Annotated in this window: 15 protein-coding genes; 5 read left to right on the top strand and 10 right to left on the bottom strand. The window is 62.6% G+C overall.

The features are described 5' to 3' along the window. The first annotated feature begins 109 nt into the window (after positions 1-109). Positions 110-1429, top strand: coding sequence for a chloride channel protein (locus tag P9292_RS36635; RefSeq protein WP_309964390.1), 1320 nt, complete (start codon positions 110-112; stop codon positions 1427-1429). A gap of 57 nt (positions 1430-1486) precedes the next feature. Here P9292_RS36635 and ilvD read toward each other — a convergent pair whose 3' ends face one another. The 4 genes from ilvD to P9292_RS36615 form a co-directional block, all read right to left on the bottom strand. Continuing rightward, on the bottom strand, positions 1487-3346 hold the full coding sequence (ilvD, locus tag P9292_RS36630) for a dihydroxy-acid dehydratase (RefSeq protein WP_309964388.1): 1860 nt from the start codon (positions 3344-3346) through the stop codon (positions 1487-1489). A gap of 152 nt (positions 3347-3498) precedes the next feature. Next, on the bottom strand, positions 3499-3912 hold the full coding sequence (locus P9292_RS36625; protein ID WP_309964386.1) for a hypothetical protein: 414 nt from the start codon (positions 3910-3912) through the stop codon (positions 3499-3501). A gap of 11 nt (positions 3913-3923) precedes the next feature. After that, a complete protein-coding gene (gene hfq, locus P9292_RS36620) occupies positions 3924-4196 on the bottom strand; it encodes an RNA chaperone Hfq (protein WP_244831805.1) in 273 nt (90 codons plus the stop codon). Between the two features lie 84 nt (positions 4197-4280). Further along, positions 4281-6458 (bottom strand): response regulator, encoded by a 2178-nt coding sequence (locus P9292_RS36615; RefSeq protein ID WP_309964384.1) that lies wholly within the window; start codon positions 6456-6458, stop codon positions 4281-4283. A 286-nt stretch (positions 6459-6744) separates the two neighbouring features. Between P9292_RS36615 and P9292_RS36610 the strand changes: the two genes are divergently transcribed. Further along, positions 6745-7386, top strand: a complete 642-nt coding sequence (locus tag P9292_RS36610) for a DUF429 domain-containing protein (RefSeq protein WP_309964382.1) — start codon at positions 6745-6747, stop codon at positions 7384-7386. On the opposite strand, the gene P9292_RS36605 is transcribed toward P9292_RS36610, so the two are convergent. Next, the gene (locus P9292_RS36605) at positions 7383-8534 is read right to left on the bottom strand and encodes a Gfo/Idh/MocA family protein (RefSeq protein ID WP_250469863.1); all 1152 of its coding nucleotides are present in this window, start codon (positions 8532-8534) and stop codon (positions 7383-7385) included. The two genes, P9292_RS36610 and P9292_RS36605, sit on opposite strands and share 4 nt — an antisense overlap. A gap of 20 nt (positions 8535-8554) precedes the next feature. Beyond that, positions 8555-9733, bottom strand: coding sequence for a phytanoyl-CoA dioxygenase family protein (locus tag P9292_RS36600; protein WP_309964380.1), 1179 nt, complete (start codon positions 9731-9733; stop codon positions 8555-8557). A gap of 99 nt (positions 9734-9832) precedes the next feature. Here P9292_RS36600 and P9292_RS36595 point away from each other — a divergent pair, with 99 nt between their 5' ends. Next, positions 9833-10900, top strand: coding sequence for a LacI family DNA-binding transcriptional regulator (locus P9292_RS36595; RefSeq protein ID WP_250494911.1), 1068 nt, complete (start codon positions 9833-9835; stop codon positions 10898-10900). Here the strand turns inward: P9292_RS36595 and P9292_RS36590 are convergent. Then, complete coding sequence (locus P9292_RS36590) at positions 10890-11762, bottom strand: cytochrome c oxidase assembly protein (RefSeq protein WP_309964377.1); 873 nt, start codon at positions 11760-11762, stop codon at positions 10890-10892. The two genes, P9292_RS36595 and P9292_RS36590, sit on opposite strands and share 11 nt — an antisense overlap. Before the next feature lie 314 nt (positions 11763-12076). Between P9292_RS36590 and P9292_RS36585 the strand changes: the two genes are divergently transcribed. Then, positions 12077-14047, top strand: a complete 1971-nt coding sequence (locus tag P9292_RS36585; RefSeq protein ID WP_309964374.1) for a PAS domain-containing protein — start codon at positions 12077-12079, stop codon at positions 14045-14047. Positions 14048-14072: 25 nt separating this feature from the next. Here P9292_RS36585 and P9292_RS36580 read toward each other — a convergent pair whose 3' ends face one another. Both P9292_RS36580 and P9292_RS36575 read right to left on the bottom strand, forming a co-directional pair. Beyond that, positions 14073-14198 carry a hypothetical protein gene (locus P9292_RS36580; RefSeq protein WP_309964372.1) on the bottom strand — a complete coding sequence of 42 codons (126 nt, stop codon included), beginning with the start codon at positions 14196-14198 and terminating at the stop codon, positions 14073-14075. Between the two features lie 89 nt (positions 14199-14287). Further along, positions 14288-15262 (bottom strand): ferritin-like domain-containing protein, encoded by a 975-nt coding sequence (locus P9292_RS36575; RefSeq protein WP_244831796.1) that lies wholly within the window; start codon positions 15260-15262, stop codon positions 14288-14290. A 442-nt stretch (positions 15263-15704) separates the two neighbouring features. On the opposite strand from P9292_RS36575, the gene P9292_RS36570 reads away from it, so the two are divergent. After that, positions 15705-16526 carry an alpha/beta hydrolase gene (locus tag P9292_RS36570; RefSeq protein ID WP_309964370.1) on the top strand — a complete coding sequence of 274 codons (822 nt, stop codon included), beginning with the start codon at positions 15705-15707 and terminating at the stop codon, positions 16524-16526. A gap of 14 nt (positions 16527-16540) precedes the next feature. On the opposite strand, the gene P9292_RS36565 is transcribed toward P9292_RS36570, so the two are convergent. Next, a partial coding sequence (locus tag P9292_RS36565) for a PepSY domain-containing protein (protein WP_309964368.1) occupies positions 16541-17357 on the bottom strand: 817 nt, incomplete at its 5' end.

Genomic DNA, 17357 nt, shown 5'->3' with positions numbered 1-17357 from the left:
CGTCAGTGAATCGCGCAAAGCCGTGCGAATAGAAAAACAACGCGCTTGGTTCGGAGAGCCTGCAAGTCAGGCGCGATACTCTGTGGTTTTTGCGCTCAACGTGACTGAGATGACACCGACTTCGCCTGGCAACGGCTTGGCTTCGGCCAGCAGGTTTATCGTCGTGACCGCGCTCGTGGGTGTGGGCGCGGGCATCGGCGGCATGTTGCTCGCGTTGTTGCTGCACGCCATCCAGCACATCGCGTTCGGCTATAGCCTCGATGCGGTCATCAGCCGGGAGAGCTTTCTCGAAGGCGTGACGGCCGCGCCACTCGAGCGCCGGCTCGTCGTGCTTACGGTGTGCGGTCTCGTTGCGGGAATCGGCTGGTGGTGCGTGTATCGCTTCGGCAAGCCGCTCGTGAGTATCCGCAAGGCCGTCAAATCGGACGATCCGCGTATGCCGGTGATCAGCACGCTCGCGCATACGGTGTTGCAGATCGTCACGGTAGCCATGGGTTCGCCGCTCGGCCGTGAAGTCGCGCCGCGCGAGATCGGTTCGCTATGGGCGGGATGGCTCGCGCATTACGCGGGACTCACGCCCGCGCAGTCGCGCATCATGGTGGCGTGCGGCGCGGGTGCGGGGCTCGCGGCGGTCTATAACGTGCCGCTCGGCGGCGCGGTGTTCGTGCTCGAAGTGCTGCTCGGCACCTTCGAATGGTCCATCGTCGCGGCGGCGTTCGCGACCTCGGCAATCGGCGCGCTGGTAGCGTGGGTCGGTCTCGGCGATGAACATCAGTATCGGTTGCCCGCGCTCGCCTTCAATGCGCAGATCGTCGTGTGGGCCGTGGTCACGGGGCCGCTTTTCGGCGTCGCTGCCTGGGTGTTCGTGCGGCTGACATCGGCGGCGCGCAATGCCGCACCGCGCGGCAATGCATTGCCGGTGCTTGCACTCATCAACTTCGCGATGATCGGTGCGCTCGCCATGTATTTCCCGCAACTCGTCGGCAACGGCAAGGGGCCGGCGGGCCTGTCGTTCGACAATCAGATGACGCTCGGGCTCGCCGCCGTGCTGCTCGTGCTCAAGGTGATGGTCGAAGTGAGTACGTTGCGCGCGGGCGCGGAGGGCGGTCTGCTCACGCCGGGGCTCACGAATGGCGCGCTGCTGGCCGTGATTCTCGGTAGCGTGTGGAATGCGCTCTGGCCGGGAACGTCGCTTGGCGCGTTCGCTGTGGTGGGGGCGGCGGCGTTCCTGGGGGCATCGATGCAGATGCCGTTGACGGCCATCGTGCTGATGATCGAATTCACGCGTTTCAGCCAGGACTTTTTGATTCCGGCTGCGCTCGGCATTGCGGGTTCGACGGTGGCGTACCGGGCGGTCGAATCCTACGCGGCCCGCGCGGTCGCACGGCCGGAGCAACCGGCCGATGGCGTCGACGGGATCACGCCTTGATACATCGCGGGCTTCGCGCGGCAGCACCGCACGCCGCCGCCGAAGCCCGCGACGACCTCAAACGTCCAGCAGCGAAGCGTCCCGCACCGCGCCCTTATCCGCCGACATCACGAGCTTGGCGTAAGCCTTGAGCGCGGTCGATACCTTGCGCGGACGCGGCGCGGCCGGCTTCCAGCCTCGGGCGTTCTGCTCTTCGCGGCGGCGCGCGAGCTCGTCGTCCGACAGCAGCACGTCGATAGTGCGATTCGGAATGTCGATGCGAATCTTGTCGCCATTGCGCACGAGGCCGATAGCACCGCCCGCCGCCGCTTCGGGCGAGCAATGACCGATTGACAGCCCCGACGTGCCGCCCGAAAAACGCCCGTCCGTGAGAAGCGCGCACGACTTGCCGAGCCCCTTGGACTTGATGTAGCTCGTCGGATAAAGCATCTCCTGCATGCCGGGTCCGCCCTTCGGACCTTCGTAGCGCACGATCACCACGTCGCCCGCCTTGACCTTGTCGTTCAGAATGTTTTCGACCGCCTCGTCCTGCGATTCGGTGACATGAGCCGTGCCTTCGAACACCAGAATGCTCTCGTCCACGCCAGCCGTTTTCACCACGCAGCCGTCCAGCGCGATATTGCCCGTGAGCACCGCCAGTCCGCCTTCGCGCGAGAACGCGTGTTCATACGAGCGGATGCAGCCTTCGGCGCGATCCGTATCGAGACTCGGCCAACGCGTGTTCTGGCTGAACGCCACTTGCGTCGGCACGCCTGCGGGACCGGCCATGTAGAAGGTTTTCACGGCATCGTCGGGATTGCGCTTGATGTCCCACTCGTCGAGCGCGTCCTTGAGCGTGTGCGCGTGGACCGTCGGCACGTCGGTATGCAGCTTGCCCGCTCGATCCAGTTCGCCGAGGATAGCCATGATGCCGCCCGCGCGATGCACGTCCTCGATGTGATACTTGTTCGTGTTCGGCGCGACCTTGCACAGTTGCGGCACGACGCGTGAAAGGCGGTCGATGTCCGTCATGGTGAAGTCGATTTCCGCCTCGCGTGCAATGGCCAGCAAGTGCAGGATCGTGTTGGTCGAGCCGCCCATGGCGATGTCGAGCGTCATCGCGTTTTCGAACGCCTTGAAGCCGACCGAGCGTGGCAGCACGCGGTCTTCCTCGTGCTCGTAATACTGCCGCGCCAGACCGACGATACGGCGCCCCGCGCGCTTGAAAAGCTGCTCGCGATCCGCGTGCGTGGCGACCACCGTGCCGTTGCCCGGCAGCGACAGACCGAGCGCTTCGGTCAGGCAGTTCATCGAGTTGGCCGTGAACATGCCCGAGCACGAACCGCACGTCGGGCACGCGGAGCGTTCGACCTCGGCGACATCGGCGTCGGAGTAGGAGGCGTCGGCGGCGATCACCATGGCATCGACCAGATCGAGCTTCTTGAACTCGATTGCCTTGGTCTTCGGATTGGCAAGATGCGTCTTGCCGGCTTCCATCGGTCCGCCGGACACGAAGACAACCGGAATGTTGAGGCGCATGGCGGCCATCAACATGCCCGGCGTGATCTTGTCGCAATTGGAAATGCAGACCATGGCGTCGGCGCAGTGCGCGTTGACCATGTACTCGACCGAATCCGCGATGATCTCGCGGCTCGGCAGCGAATACAGCATGCCGTCGTGACCCATGGCGATGCCGTCATCGACCGCAATGGTGTTGAATTCCTTGGCGACGCCGCCCGCCGCCTCGATCTCGCGCGCGACGAGCTGACCGAGATCTTTCAGGTGGACATGTCCGGGAACGAACTGCGTGAACGAATTGACGACGGCGATGATCGGCTTCGAAAAGTCTTCGTCTTTCATGCCGGTGGCGCGCCACAGCGAGCGCGCTCCCGCCATGTTGCGGCCGGCGGTGGAGGTTTTGGAACGGTATGCGGGCATTGTGATTTCGAGGAGTCGCGGGGAAGAATGCGGGCCAGGGGATGAGCGGCCGGACATGCGCCCGTGCGAACGACCTTTTGAGCTTCGCCGCGGGCAATCCCAATATTATCCCACAGGCCCTGAAACGACCGCTGGATGCGGCTTTGGCGGTTTTACCGCGATACGGGCGGCTGGGGTGGCTGGGGTGGCCGGGGTGGCGTTACCCACATGGCGCTCGGCACGATGAAATACTGCGGCGCATTGCGCGTGGAGAGCGTGCCAGTAACGGCGATAGGGACCCGCACCGGAGGCGGCGGCACGCCAATGAGCTGTATGCGCGGGACCATGAGCCGTCCCAGCGCGTCCTGCGAAAACCGCCTGTCCACGACGCACAGGGGCGGGTCCATTGCGAGCATCCAGGCGGTCCTGACGGAGCCATCGCTCGATTCCACGTCTTCACGCACGGCGGTGCCGAAAAGCGTGATTGCCGTGCCGACGGGATAGCACGCCACGTCGGCCCGGACCGCGCCGGCCCACAACCACAGTGCAACAAACAGGGAGCCGGTCTTTACGGATAAAGTGCGCAACGGGTTGTTCGTTACGCGCGTCGCGGACGCTGCACGCGCGCCATCGGCGTACGTTCGTCCGTCCTTCTCGGCGGCAGCGTATGCGGCTCGCACACAGTGGAGATCGCGTTCTTGTAGATGGCCTGCGAGCCTACCGGCGACTGCACGGCAATGACGTACTGATCGAAAGACTCGATGACGCCGGTGAGTTTTATACCGTTCACGAGAAAAACCCAGACGGTTTTTCGTTCGGCTATCAGGGCATCCAGGAATGCGGATTGAATTTCATGTTCGACTTGTGACATAGCGGCCATCCTCGACTTGCGTTATTCGCCTAAAAATTGTTATCACAGGGGCGTATCTGTGTAGTAAAGCATATGTGCCGGCGCTCATTCCGGGTAAGTCATCGGTACTCCGGTAAGGAGCGCCCTGAGGTCGTCGGTATTAAACGGTTTCGCCAGAACGGTTACACCCAGGCGACGCGCCTCGGCGAGATGATCAGCGTAACCTGTCATAAGCACGACCGCTTGCCGGGGCAAATGTTTTCTTATCCATTCGGCCAGGCAAATTCCGTCGCAGCCCGGCATCTGAATGTCGGACAGTACCAGAGTGAATCGGTTTCCCTCCTTTAATACGCGCATGGCCGCGTCTCCGTCCGACTCGTGGCGCGCTTGCCAGCCGAGCACGTCCAGCACCGCGACGAGTCCCGCCGCCACTTCCTCGTTGTCCTCGACCAGCAGCACGGACGTCTCATTGTCGATCAAAGGCACGCTGACCGGTTCCGCTTCGTCTGCTTCGAGCGGCGCGGCGCCCGTCCAGCGTGGAAGGTAGATGAAAACGGTCGTGCCTTTTCCCCATGTCGTCTCCAGTCGCGCCGTGCCTCCGGCTTGCTCGGCCATGGCCAGTACCTGAGCGAGTCCGAGGCCCGTGCCAGCGCCCGCTGCCTTCGTGGTGAAGAGCGGCTCGAAAGCCTGGTGCGCCACTTCGTCGCTCATGCCGGTTCCGGTGTCGCGGCTTTCGATCACCACGTAATCGCCGGGCGGAACGCTGTAGCGCCGGCTGCTGAACGAGGTATTGCGCGCGGTGACGATGAAATGGCCGCCGCCACGCATCGCGTCTTTCGCATTGACGGCAAGATTGACGAGCGCGGACGTGAGCTCGACAGGATCGACCTTGACCATCCAGAGCGCGTCCGGCGCATTGATTTGCACCGTGATCTTGCTGCTCATGGCCGAATGGAGCAGCGGCTCCGCCTGTTCGAGCCAGCGGTTCAGATTGAGCACGCGCTGTTGCAACGGCTGCTTGCGTGCGACGCTCATCAGCCGGCGAGCCAAGACTCGCGCATTGATGGACGCGCGCTCGACCGCGTTCACCTCGTTCCTGACGCCGATATAGTTCTTGCGCCGCACGAGCTCCATGTTGGCCGTGACGACCATCAGCAGGTTGTTGAAGTCGTGTGCCACGCTCGCCACGAGATTACCGAGCGCGCCCATGCGTTGCAGATGCCGCGTCGCGTCTTCGGCGCGCTGGCGCATCGCCAGTTCGCGGCGCCAGTTGAGCCAAGCCGCTTCTTCCGCCTTGAGGCGGCGCAGCGAAAATACGACGAGAAACCACAGGCAGACGCATGGCACGAGCGCAAGTCCGGCCACCAGCATGTCGTCGTGCCACCAGTCGTGTATCACGTCGCTCATCGCATAACTCGCCGATACATAGACCGGGTAATTCGATGCCTCGCGAAACGCCATCATGCTCTGGCCGCCATCGAGCGGTGAATCGCCTCGCAGGGAGCCGATGGACACCTTGCGCGCGAACGCGTTGGCGAGCGGCACATGATGCGTCGGCGCATTCATGAGCTTCGGCGCCGGCAGACGCACGAGAATGCCGCCGTCCTGTCGATACAGACCGAGCGTAAGTCGAGGATTGTCCACGAGCAGCTGGCGATAGAAGTCGAGCAGATAATTCCGGTCGAGCGAAACGACCACCGCGCCGATAAAGCGCCCGTCGCTCGCGGTCCGCGCAACGAGTTCGTTCACGATATCAAGGCCTGCCATCCGGCCGCGCACTGGCATCGACACATACAGCGGTGCGTGCGCGGCGCGCGTGGCCAGAAAGTCGTCCCGGTCGCCTATCGATACGGCAGGCGCGGGCGTCTGCTTACTTGTCGCGAGTATCTGGCCGGTTCGTCCAACCACGGAAAGCGCCGCCACGTGCGGCAGCTTGGTGACGAGCGCACTCAGCGTGTCGTGCAACTGCACCTGTTGGGTGCGCAGCGTGGCCTCGTCGGTCGGGCCGATTGCCTCTCCGACACGTGCAAAAAGTTCGCGATTCAGATCGAGAAGGTTGACGAGCTTGCACTCGGCGATCCACGCAAGACGGTCGAGCGCAATCTGCTTTTCGTGAATGGCGCGATCGTACGTAACGTAGCCGTACAATGCCGCGCACAGCAGGGGAACCGTAACGGAGGTGACGAGCGCGGCCATGAGTCGCCGGCGCGCGGTCTGGAAGTCGGGGGTATGTCTCGAAACTTCGTCGGATGCGTCTTTGGAGGACGTGGCGGCGCCGGTCATTGAAGACCTCCGGACGAGCGCACCCGATTAGCCATGTCGGATGGCGGGCCGATATTGGTACGCATGTCACTGTCCTCGGAATAGGCGAAAACTTCGCATTTCAATGCGGCTTTCGCTCTTTGTCTGACATCCCGAGCCGGTCTCTCAGGTCGGCTCTTGAGCTTCGCCTTTATTTCGCGGCGACGCTTATTCGCAATCCGTAGCAATCGTCATACCGCGCAAACAGGCACCAGCAGGTCGCATTTGCGCACGCGGCAGTACTTCCTGATAAGAGTAGAGGAACAAGTTGAGCGTTGTCGATCAAAAATTCGTGGCCGGTATCGATGTCGGCGGGACGAAGAAGGGGTTTCATCTGGTCATCGTGAGGGGCCGCGGCATCGAATGCGTTTTGACCAGCACGCATCCGCTCGAATTACACGAGCAGTGCCTGCGCTTCGGCGTCGCTGTCGTCGCCATCGATGCCCCTTGTCGTTGGGGAGCGGAAGGCGTTGGGCGCACGGCCGAGCGGCAACTGGCGCGCGAACGCATCTCCTGTTTCTCGACGCCAACGCTCGAACGCGCGGAATCGAATCCGAGCGGGTTCTTCGACTGGATGATCAACGGCGCGCGTGTGTACGATGCATTCGCGAACACTCATCCCATTCTCGAAACGAATCGATACTCGGGCAAGGCAGTCGCCATCGAGACGTTTCCGCACGCGACGACATGTGCGCTCCTTGGGCGCGAAGTCGCGTCGGCGAAGCTGAAGCGCGTGCAGCGCCGACGCCTTCTCGAAGACCTGGGCTTTGAAACGACGCGGCTGAAATCGATCGACTTCGTGGATGCAGCGCTCTGCGCGGTCACGGCGCAGCGCTTTGTCGAAGGCAACACGCGCGCCTTCGGCGACGAGGCCGGAGGCTTTATCGTCGTGCCGGATAAGACGCTCTAGATGGCCACATCCGTCCAGCGTCCGGCGTTCGCGCTTTGCACCGCCGCCGCGACAAAAGCGAGGCCCTTCACGCCGTCGATGACACCCGGGTAGAGCGTCGCTTCGCCGGAGACATCGCGCCCGGCCAATCGGTTGGCGACGCGCTTCGCGAACTCGGTGTACAGATTCGCAAACGCCTCGAAGTAACCTTCGGGATGCCCTATCGCAATGCGTGTCGATTGCTGCGCGCCTTGGCTCGTGGCGGGCCCGAGTCTGCGCGTGATGATCTGTTCGAAGCCATCCTTGCGCCGATGGATCAACCGGTTCGGCTCTTCCTGATGCCATTCCAGGCCGCCCGCGTCGCCATGAATTCGAAAGCTCAGGCCATGCTCGGAACCCGCGGCCGCATTGGTCACGTATAACGAGCCACGCGCGCCGTTGCCGTAGTGCGTCAACGCGCCGACATAGTCGTCCACCTGGCGGCCGGGAATGGCCGAGCCGAGGTCCGCGCAGATTTGCGTGACGTCGAGTCCCGTGACGAAGCCGCCAAGATGAAACGCGTGCGTGCCGATATCCATGAGGACGAGCGACTCGCCACCGCGTTTGCCCTCGGTGCGCCATCCCGAGGGCAAGTCGTGGTCCGCGAAATAGCCCTGGATGTATTGCAGATGCACTTGCCTGATCTCGCCCAGTTCACCCGCCGCGACCATGTCGCGCGCTTGTCGCACCATCGGGTAACCGGTGTAGCAGTAGGTCACGCAGAATTCGGCGTGTGTCTCGGCGACCTTGCGCGCAATGTCCCGCGCGGCGGCGAGCCCGTGCGCGAGCGGCTTGTCGCAGATGATATGAAATCCGCGATCCAGCGCCTGCATGCAGATGTCGTAGTGCGAGTCGTTGGGCGTCATGACGGCGACCACGTCCATCCGGTCGGGACGTTGAGCTTCGGCTTGCAGCATCTCCTGCCACGAGCCATACGCGCGTTCTGCAACAATGCCAAGCGCAATGCCCGCCTCGCGCGAGCGCACGGCGTCCGAAGTCAGCGCGCACGCGACGATCTCGTATTGACCATCGAGCCGCGCCGCGATCCTATGCGTCTCGCCGATTATCGAGCCCGGTCCGCCGCCTACGAGTCCAAGACGGATGCGCCGTCCGATGATGTCGATCGTCATTGTCGAGTCCCGTTGGAAGGTCAAGCGGTGCGCCCGAGCGACGCGTAGTGGGTGAGCGCGTCATCGAACCGTTGCGCGGACCAGGCTTCTTCGATTGCCTGGTTGAACAGATCCTGCTGTGTGGCTGGCGCAAGACCGTTGAGCGGCGGATTGATGTCGAGGTTCGTCGGGAACGCGTAGCCTTCCGCGCAGGAAGCGATGATCGTCCGCGTTTCCGTATTCGTGATGCGTCCTTCGGCACGCATCTCGCGCAGCACGGAATAAAGCGCGGCGCACATGCGGTTGCGGTCGAGCGACTCCATCGCACGTCCATACGCCGACGACACCTGTAGCAGATTCGCCATGCGCTGAACGTCCGTGGTCCGGTTCGAGCCGGCCGCATGAAATAGCGCGGGGCTGAAGAAGATTGCATCGCCCTTTTTCAGCGGCAACTGCACGAAGTTCGCTTCGAAGTAGTCGCGGAAGTCTTGCCGCCGCCACGCGACGTAGCCTTCGGCATAGCGCTGCGAACAGGGCAGCAGCTTGGTGGGACCGCTTTCAACCGGCATGTCGCCATGCGCGACCGCGCCTTGCAAAGTGAGAAACGGCGACATTGCGTGAACGTGCGCGGGAACGCGCTGCGCCTCGTCGACCGTGAGGAAACCGAGGTGGAAGTCGCGATGCGCTTGCTGCGCCGCACCGCCCGGCCGCACGACATTCACTTGCGATGTCATCTGATAACCCGGCCCCAGCCACGCTTCCGATGCAGCCGCGATGACGGGGTTGGCGAAGTATCGAGCGAAGACGGCTGGCGCTTTCAGGCAGAGCTTTTCCTGCGCGTTCCAGATGCGGTCGTTCGCTCCGGCCTTGGCGAAGTGGTCCGCCTTGCCGCCGCCCGCAGCGCGTTCCTCGCGAATGATTGCCTCGAAGACTTCGGTAGCTTCGTCGATGGGCGCGGTATCCGCATACGCTTCCCGAAGCACGAAAACACCGGCGCCCTTCGACAGCACGTGCGCCCATTCCGCGAGCAAGGACTGGCGACGCGCGGCATCGCCGAGCACGTTCTCGAGTTCGGGGCACGCATAAACAGGGATGCGCTCGCGCACTTCGGCGCAGTACTCGAGCGCTTCAATGTCATCCGCGGCTTCGACCTGCGCCACGAAGTCGCTCACCGAACAATCCTCTTCCCGATACCAGCCCGACCGCTGCGCCGACGTCATGGTGTCTCCTCCACTCTGGCGACAAGCTTAGTCTTATCGACGCGGGCTGCGTTATCATCGAAACATCAAAAACACATCAAAACGCCGGGACGCGAAGCCATGTCTCACCCGTTTCTGATCAAGGAAATCGCGCTTCAGGCGGGTGTCGGCACCGCCACCGTGGACCGCGCGCTGAACGGGCGGGCGCACGTGCGCGAACATACGCGGCGGCGTATCGAACAGGCGATCAGGGAACTGGAACAGCAGCAATTCCAGTTGGCGACGACGGGCCGCAAGATAGTCGTCGATGTCGTCGTGGAAGCGCCGCGCCGATTCGCCGACGAGATTCGCGAGGCGCTGGAAGCCGAAGTGCCGGGCCTGCATCCCGCCGTGTTCCGTATGCGCTATCTCATGCGCGAAAGCATGGTTGCGTCCGAGGTGGTTCAGGCGCTGCGCGACATCGCGCGCCGGGGCAGTCACGGCGTCTTCCTGAAAGCGCGCGATGTGCCGGAGATTGCGAGCGCGATTGCCGAGCTTCAGTCGTGTGGCATTCCGGTGGTGACGGTTTTCACCGACATCCCGTCGTCCGGCCGAATCACCTACGCGGGCCTCGATAACCGCGCGGCAGGCGCCACGGCGGCGTATCTCATCGGACAGTGGCTGGGTCGGCGGCCGGGCAATGTGCTCGTCACGTTGAGCCACGAACGTTTTCGCGGCGAAGAGGAACGCGAACTGAGCTTCCGGCAGGCACTACGCGCGCGCAACCCGCGGCTCGCCTTGATCGATGCCAGCGGTGGCCACGGTCTCGACGCGGCGACGGAAGAACGCGTGAGGCAGGCTGTCGGCGGTGGCCAAAAAATCGCGGCGGTCTATTCGATCGGCGGCGGCAATGTCGCGATACTCCGAGCGCTCGAAGCATTGGGGCTTCGGCCGAAGTGTTTCGTCGCGCACGATCTGGACCGGGAGAACACGCATCTGCTGCGCGAGGGCGCGATCTCCGCTGTGCTGCACCACGATCTTCGGCAAGACATGCGTTCGGCCTGCCAGCACGTGATGCAGTTTCACAAGCTGCTTCCTGCTTCGGGCGTGGCGCTGTCGTCGTCGGTCGTGGTGGTCACGCCCGAAAACATCCCGGCCTTCGTGGCGTCGCGCTTTTCTGCAAACACGGGCACGCGGCCTAGCGTGTGACCGGGTGAACGCGGTCCTGTCGTGCCGACCTTCTCCTCGATGCCTGACGCGCCTTTTCGCGCGGCGAGTTCGACAGACGCATCGTCAAGCGCAGCGCCATCATCGCGCCGACGGTTTCCAGCACGGCGGCTGGCACCCACATGATGAGTCCGCCGAGGCTCTGATCGAGCGCGGGCGGAACGGACGTGAACGCGCGACCGCAAACTTCGAACACTGGGTAGAGATCGCGCGAGCTGAAGGTGATCAACGCACCCGCCAGAATTTGCGGCGTCATGGTGATGACGGGCGACAGCACGCGCAAGCCAGGCCGCGCGCGGCTCGGCGGGCTCGGGCGATGATCGAGGATCATCCACCAGTACATGAGTCCGCTGATCGCGACGGACCAGTTCATGAAGCGATAGATGCGCCAGTCGAGCATCGACACGAATTGGATTGAAGGCAGCAGCCACACGAGCACCGACACGATGAACGCCATGCCGATGACCGTAGGATTCAGCAGTACCGCTCCGAGCAGACGCGCGCCGCGACTGCGTTGCCAGTTCCGTAGCAGGGGCCGCCAGGCGAACGGCAGGCCCGCACGCAGCGCGGTGCCCGGATACGAAGCCATGAGAACGAGCGGCGCCAGATGATGCAGCACGAGATGCTGCAACCGATGCACGAAGAACTGATGCTCGGCGTAGTAGTCCACTTTCGTGTGCAGCGCGATGTAGAAGAGGACGAGTCCGGTCCAGAACGCGATGCGCCGCGCCACGCTCATGCGCGCCTTTCGCGCGCCGCGCGCAAACAGCCCGGCCACGACGATAAACACGGCAACCAGCGCGTACGACGGCTCCCACGGTTCGAGCAAACTGATGAGCGACATAAGAAGACAGGCGAGAGTGCGAGTGTGCAATGGCGTGCATGGTATCAACCGCGCCTTGAATTCTGCTGACCGCCGCCGCGTATTCGACGCGAACGCGCCGTATGACATCGATTGCATGCGACGGTAAGTCGCGCCACGCGCCGGCCGAATCCCGCGCGAAAACCCATATCCGCTTAAACTCGTCGGTTGCCGCGACGCACGCCTTCACGTTGCCGACAAAACGGTATTATCGTCGGCGAATCGCTTGCATTCGGCACGCAGAGTTTCTTTTGAAAGCCTTTAGCCTTTAGCCTTTAGCCTTTAGTCTTTAGTCGATGACAGACGAATCTTCCTCGCATCAGGACGTTGCGGCGCTTCAGGCCGAAATCGAGTCCTTGCGTGCGCAACTGAATTCACGCGACGACGCGCACGAACAAGTGCTGTGGCAACTCAGTCGCGATCTATTGGCCGTCGCCGACGAACAAGGCTCGCTCGCGAACGTCAATCCCGCGTGGACGCGCAATCTCGGCTGGTCGCTCGACGAAATCATCGGCCAGAATCTCGGCGAGTTCGTGCATGAGGAAGACCGCGAGGAAACGCTGCACGCACTGCAAAAGCTCGATCGCGACGGTTCCACCGCTGAATTCAAAAGTCGCATGCGCACGGCTTCGGGCAGTTATCGTCTGCTGGACGGTCGAGTGGATCGCATGCGCGGACGCATTTTCATCGTGGCGCGCGACATCACGGAACTGCGCGAGCGCGAGATCGCACTGAACGATTCTCGAGACTTCGCGCGGCTTGCGCTGTCGGCGGTCAGCGGCGTGGGCGCGTGGACGTATGAGGTCGCAAGCGACTGCTTTTTCTGCGATGCAGCCGTGTCGGAGCTCTACGGCATCGACGCCAACGAAGCCGCGCGCGGCATCAGGCGCGAGGGATTTCTCGCGAATGTCCATCCGGACGACCGCGCCGCGTTGCAGTCCACGATGTCGGGCGGCCTCGTGCGCAGCGGCGATCTCGAACTCGAATATCGCATTCGTCATCCCGACGGTTCTACCCGTTGGGTCTTGTCGCGCGGCAATACGCATTTCAACGATGCAGGCGTGCCGGTGCGGCGCACGGGCGTCGGCATAGACATGACTTCGCAGCGGGACCTCGAACAGCAGCTGCGCCAGAGTCAGAAAATGGAAGCGGTCGGGCATCTGACCGGCGGCATCGCGCACGACTTCAACAACATGCTGCAAGGCGTGATCGGACCGCTCGAACTCATCCGGCATCTCGTCACGAAAGGCAATACCGCTGGCCTCGATCGCTTCATCGAGATGGCGATCTCTTCGGCCAAGCGCGCGGCGGGGCTCACGCATCGTCTGCTGGCGTTTTCGCGCAGGCAGCCGCTCGCGCCGAAGTCGGTGGATATTCGCGAGCTCGTCGTATCGCTAGAAGACCTGATTCAGCAGATGGCGAAGGAGACCATCGCGCTTTCCGTCGTCGCGGATGCCGAGCCGTGCTTCGTGCTCTGCGATACGAACCAGCTCGAAAGCGCCTTGCTCAATCTCGCGATCAACGCGTGCGACGCCATGCCCGACGGCGGGTCGTTGTCCATCGAGACATCGCGCAAGACGATCAGCGAGAAAGAGGCACGCATGCACAAGGATGCGCGCCCCGGACAGTACGTTTGCATCGCGGTCAAGGACACCGGCTCCGGCATGCCGCAATACGTCGTCAATCAGGCGTTCGAGCCGTTCTTTACGACCAAGCCGCTAGGGCAGGGCACGGGCCTCGGATTGTCGATGGTCTATGGCTTCGTCGGCCAGTCCGGCGGCTTCGTGACCATCGATAGCAGCGTCGGCGTCGGCACCGTGGTGCGACTGTTTCTTCCTGAAGAGATGGAACAGGCGAACGCGGCACCGGACGCGTCGGTCCACCGCAAGGAAATCGGCACGGGCGCGGGCGAAACCATCCTCATCGTCGATGACGACGAAACCGTTCGCCAGGTGCTCCAGGATTTATTCGAGCGCCTGGGCTACAAGACGATGACCGCGCACGACGGTCCCTCGGGGCTCGCTGTTTTGCAAAGCATGACGCCGGTCGACTTGCTGATTACGGACGTGGGCCTGCCTGGCCTAAACGGCAGACAGATGGCCGATGCCGCCCGTATGCATCATCCCGCGTTGCCGGTGTTGTTCATCACGGGCTATGCGCAAGCGGCGACCGCGAACAACTCGCTGGATACAGGCATGCAGATGCTCACCAAGCCGTTTTCGACGGAGGCGCTGCTTGATCGCGTACGCGCCATGCTCGGCACCTGAACCTACGAGAAGGCGCGCGAATCTGCTAAAAGCCGCCTCGCAACAAGTGCAGCGACGCCATGCATTGCAACAGCGCACCGCCAGCGAGAAAACACCCGACGACGCTGAGCCGCACGCGCATTCTCCAGTCTCCGACCGATGTGTCACCCATGATTCGACGCTCCTTTGAGCGGTAAAAGCAATTCCGCGCGACTCCCATGCAAGCGAGCCGCGCGATGAACCTACCCGTGATGCGAAGACTTACACGAAGGCACTGCTCATATTCAGACTGCCGTTGACGCCTGCCGGGAAAAAGCCGCCTTTGTTCACTGCCGCCTTGCTCAGATAAACGATGTTGAGCACATCGTCATACGAGCGGCTGAACGCGATGCCGTTGCTATCGAGCGGGACGATGTTCGAGATTTGCGACGACGCGCCCGCAATACCCTGATCGACATCGCTGGACGAATCGAGCGAATCGCGCGCATCGGAAATGGCTTGCGTCGCGGTCACGAGGCTAGGTGTCTGAATACCCTTCGTATAGAGCACCGTGCGAACGAGACCCGCGTGATAGGCCTCGGCCGCGAGAATGCCCGCTGCCGCTTCCAGATAGGTCTTGTTCGTGATGAGCGGCGACGCGCCCTTATAAGCGGTCACGCCCACGTCCTCGAATATATAGGCGCCGAGGAGGAAGTTGTTGTCGTTCAGATAAGGGTTGAACGCCGTGCCAGCCGGAGCCAGGCCCGCCGCTTGGGCCGCGAGCGAGAAGGCCCCGTTCGGATCGACACCGCCGACATCGAGCGCGGGCATCGCCACGGCGGATGCGCCTAACGCCGTGCGAAGGAACGCCACGTGCTCCAGTTCATCCTTGGCAATCTCGCGTGCATAAGCGGCGACGACGGGATCGGAGAACTGGACTTGTTGTCCGGCCACGACCTTGCCTGGCGTGCCCACGCCGCTCATGAGATTGGCGGGGAGTCCTGCGCCGGTCGTTGCGTAGGCATAGAACGTTGCTTCGAGATATTCGAGATTCAATGCGAAGTTGAGAATCTCGGCATCGGTTGGGCCGGTCGCGGCATTGGCGTTATCGCCCGAGCCGCCTCCGCAGGCGCCGAGAATCGTGCCGCCGACGAGCCCTAGTCCCAGGCCACCAGCACTCCGAAAGAACTGGCGCCGCTTTTCACGTCGTTCCACTCGACGGTCGAGCACCGATGTCACCGCAATATCTTCGAGCATGTCAGTCTCCTTTATCTCAGGTAGATGGGCGTACATGTTTTCCGCATGGACGAAGGGGCATGCGCCGCGCTTCTCCAACGGACTGTTTCGATGGTGAGCAGACTCGACCGATATGTCTGGCAGCCACGTCGACGGATACGTTGAAGATCGTGCGAAGAGATTCGCGCTGTAACACATGCTTGCATCTATTCGGTGGTTGACGAGTTCTTTACTCGATGCGGGACGAGCATCGGGAAACATGACGGTGCTCGAATAAAGATGTTTTTGCATCCGCAAGACACGCACTTGCGTATAGCGTAAGTGGCGTCAATCGCTCTCTTCAACTTCTTCATCCGACATGCCGTATCTACAGTCTCGCCGCTTATCGCTCAAGCTCGTTTCCTGCTTTGCCGTGTTGTCGGCGCTGACCGCATGCAGTCCCGTCAGGCTCCTGAATGCACTCGTGCCAAGCAATGATTTCGATGTACAACGCGCCGTTCCTTATGCAGAAGGCGACAGGCACGAAGCCGATATCTATGTGCCGCGCGCATCCACGGATAACCCACGCGGCCGGCCGATGGTCGTGTTCTTCTATGGCGGAAGCTGGCAATCGGGAAGCCGTCGTGACTACCTCTTCGTGGGCGAGGCGCTGGCGTCGCGCGGCATCGTTACGGTCATTCCCGATTACCGCTTATATCCGTCCACCCTTTTTCCAGGTTTCGTCGAGGACGCGGCTGCCGCCGTTGCATGGGCGAAGGCGCATGCGAAAGACTACGGCGCAGACCCTGAGCGCATCTTCCTGATGGGACACTCGGCGGGCGCGCATATCGTCATGCTGCTCGTCACGGACAAGCACTATCTAGCCGCCGATGGCGTGGAGACGAGTTCGCTTGCTGGCGCGATAGGATTGTCCGGTCCATATGACTTCCTGCCCTTGAAGGACGATGCGCTCAGGAGCATCTTTCCCGCGAGTCTCAGAGCGGCGAGCCAGCCGATCAATCATGTAACTGGCCACGAGCCGCCGCTCTTTCTGGGCGTCGGTTTGTCGGATGTAACGGTCGATCCCGGCAACGCGTTCCGGTTCGCGGCGCGTGCCAACGAAGCAGGCGACAGCGTCGAGGTGAAGCAGTACGCGGGCATCAATCACGCGATGATCGTCGGGAGCGTGGGGCGACCGGTGCGCGCGCTGTCGCCGCTCATCAAGGTTGCACCAGTGCTCGACGACGTCACCGCGTTCATCGATCAGACGTCACTCAACGCAAGCCGTGCAGCGTCGGCGAAGTGACGCGCGTCATGTCCTTATGATGCGATGCGGCGAAACGCGCGATCGAACATCAGCCGGTCCATCAGCCAGACGGCGAGCATGGTGAGTCCCATCAACGGGAATACGATGCCAAGCAGCGCGAGTCCGGTCTTCCATGCGCGCATGGGCGGCGCCAGTCGCTCACGCGCCGGTGCGCCGAGCGTGCGTTGCGGGCGACGCTTCCACCACATGACGAAGCCGGTGACGGCCATCCCCGCGAGGCCGAGCGAAATCGACGCGCACGCAAGTTGATTCCAAAAGCCGAAGTATCGGCCCATGTGCAGCGACGTGCCGTACGAAACCGCCTGCGCAACTGCGCCATAGTCCCGATAGCGGATGTCCTTGAGCACCGCGCCGCTGTATTGATCCACGTAGAGGGTGCGTTCGAGTTTCGGATCGGCGGGGAACCAGGAGACGGTGTAGACGCCCGTTGCTGTCGATGGCACCACGATGTCATAGCCGCTTCCCACGCCAAGCGATGCCGCGATATCCATCACGCGCTGCAACGGCAGGCGTGTGCCTTCCGCTGCGTGCGACTCGGGAACAGCGGCGTTCGTGACGGCCCACGGTGTTTGCGTCAAGGGTAGATCGCTCATCACCATGCCAGGCATGGAATCGCCGTTGCCGGCGTCGTGACGATGTTCGCCGGCATTGTTCGAAGCGGTCGCGACGCTGGCCTTGCCCGGCACGGATGATTGCAGGGGCAAGCCGCCCCAAGCGCCCGCCGGCGTACCGATATTCGCGCTCGTCGCAAGCGCATTGAAGTTTTTGCCCCAGGAGCCCGACCACGGCAAACCCGTGACCACGAAGAAC

This window comes from Caballeronia sp. LZ001 (assembly GCF_031450875.1).
Lineage (GTDB): Bacteria > Pseudomonadota > Gammaproteobacteria > Burkholderiales > Burkholderiaceae > Caballeronia.
The sequence above is the reverse complement of the archived record's forward strand: the minus strand, read 5'-3'. Positions and strand labels throughout refer to the sequence as shown.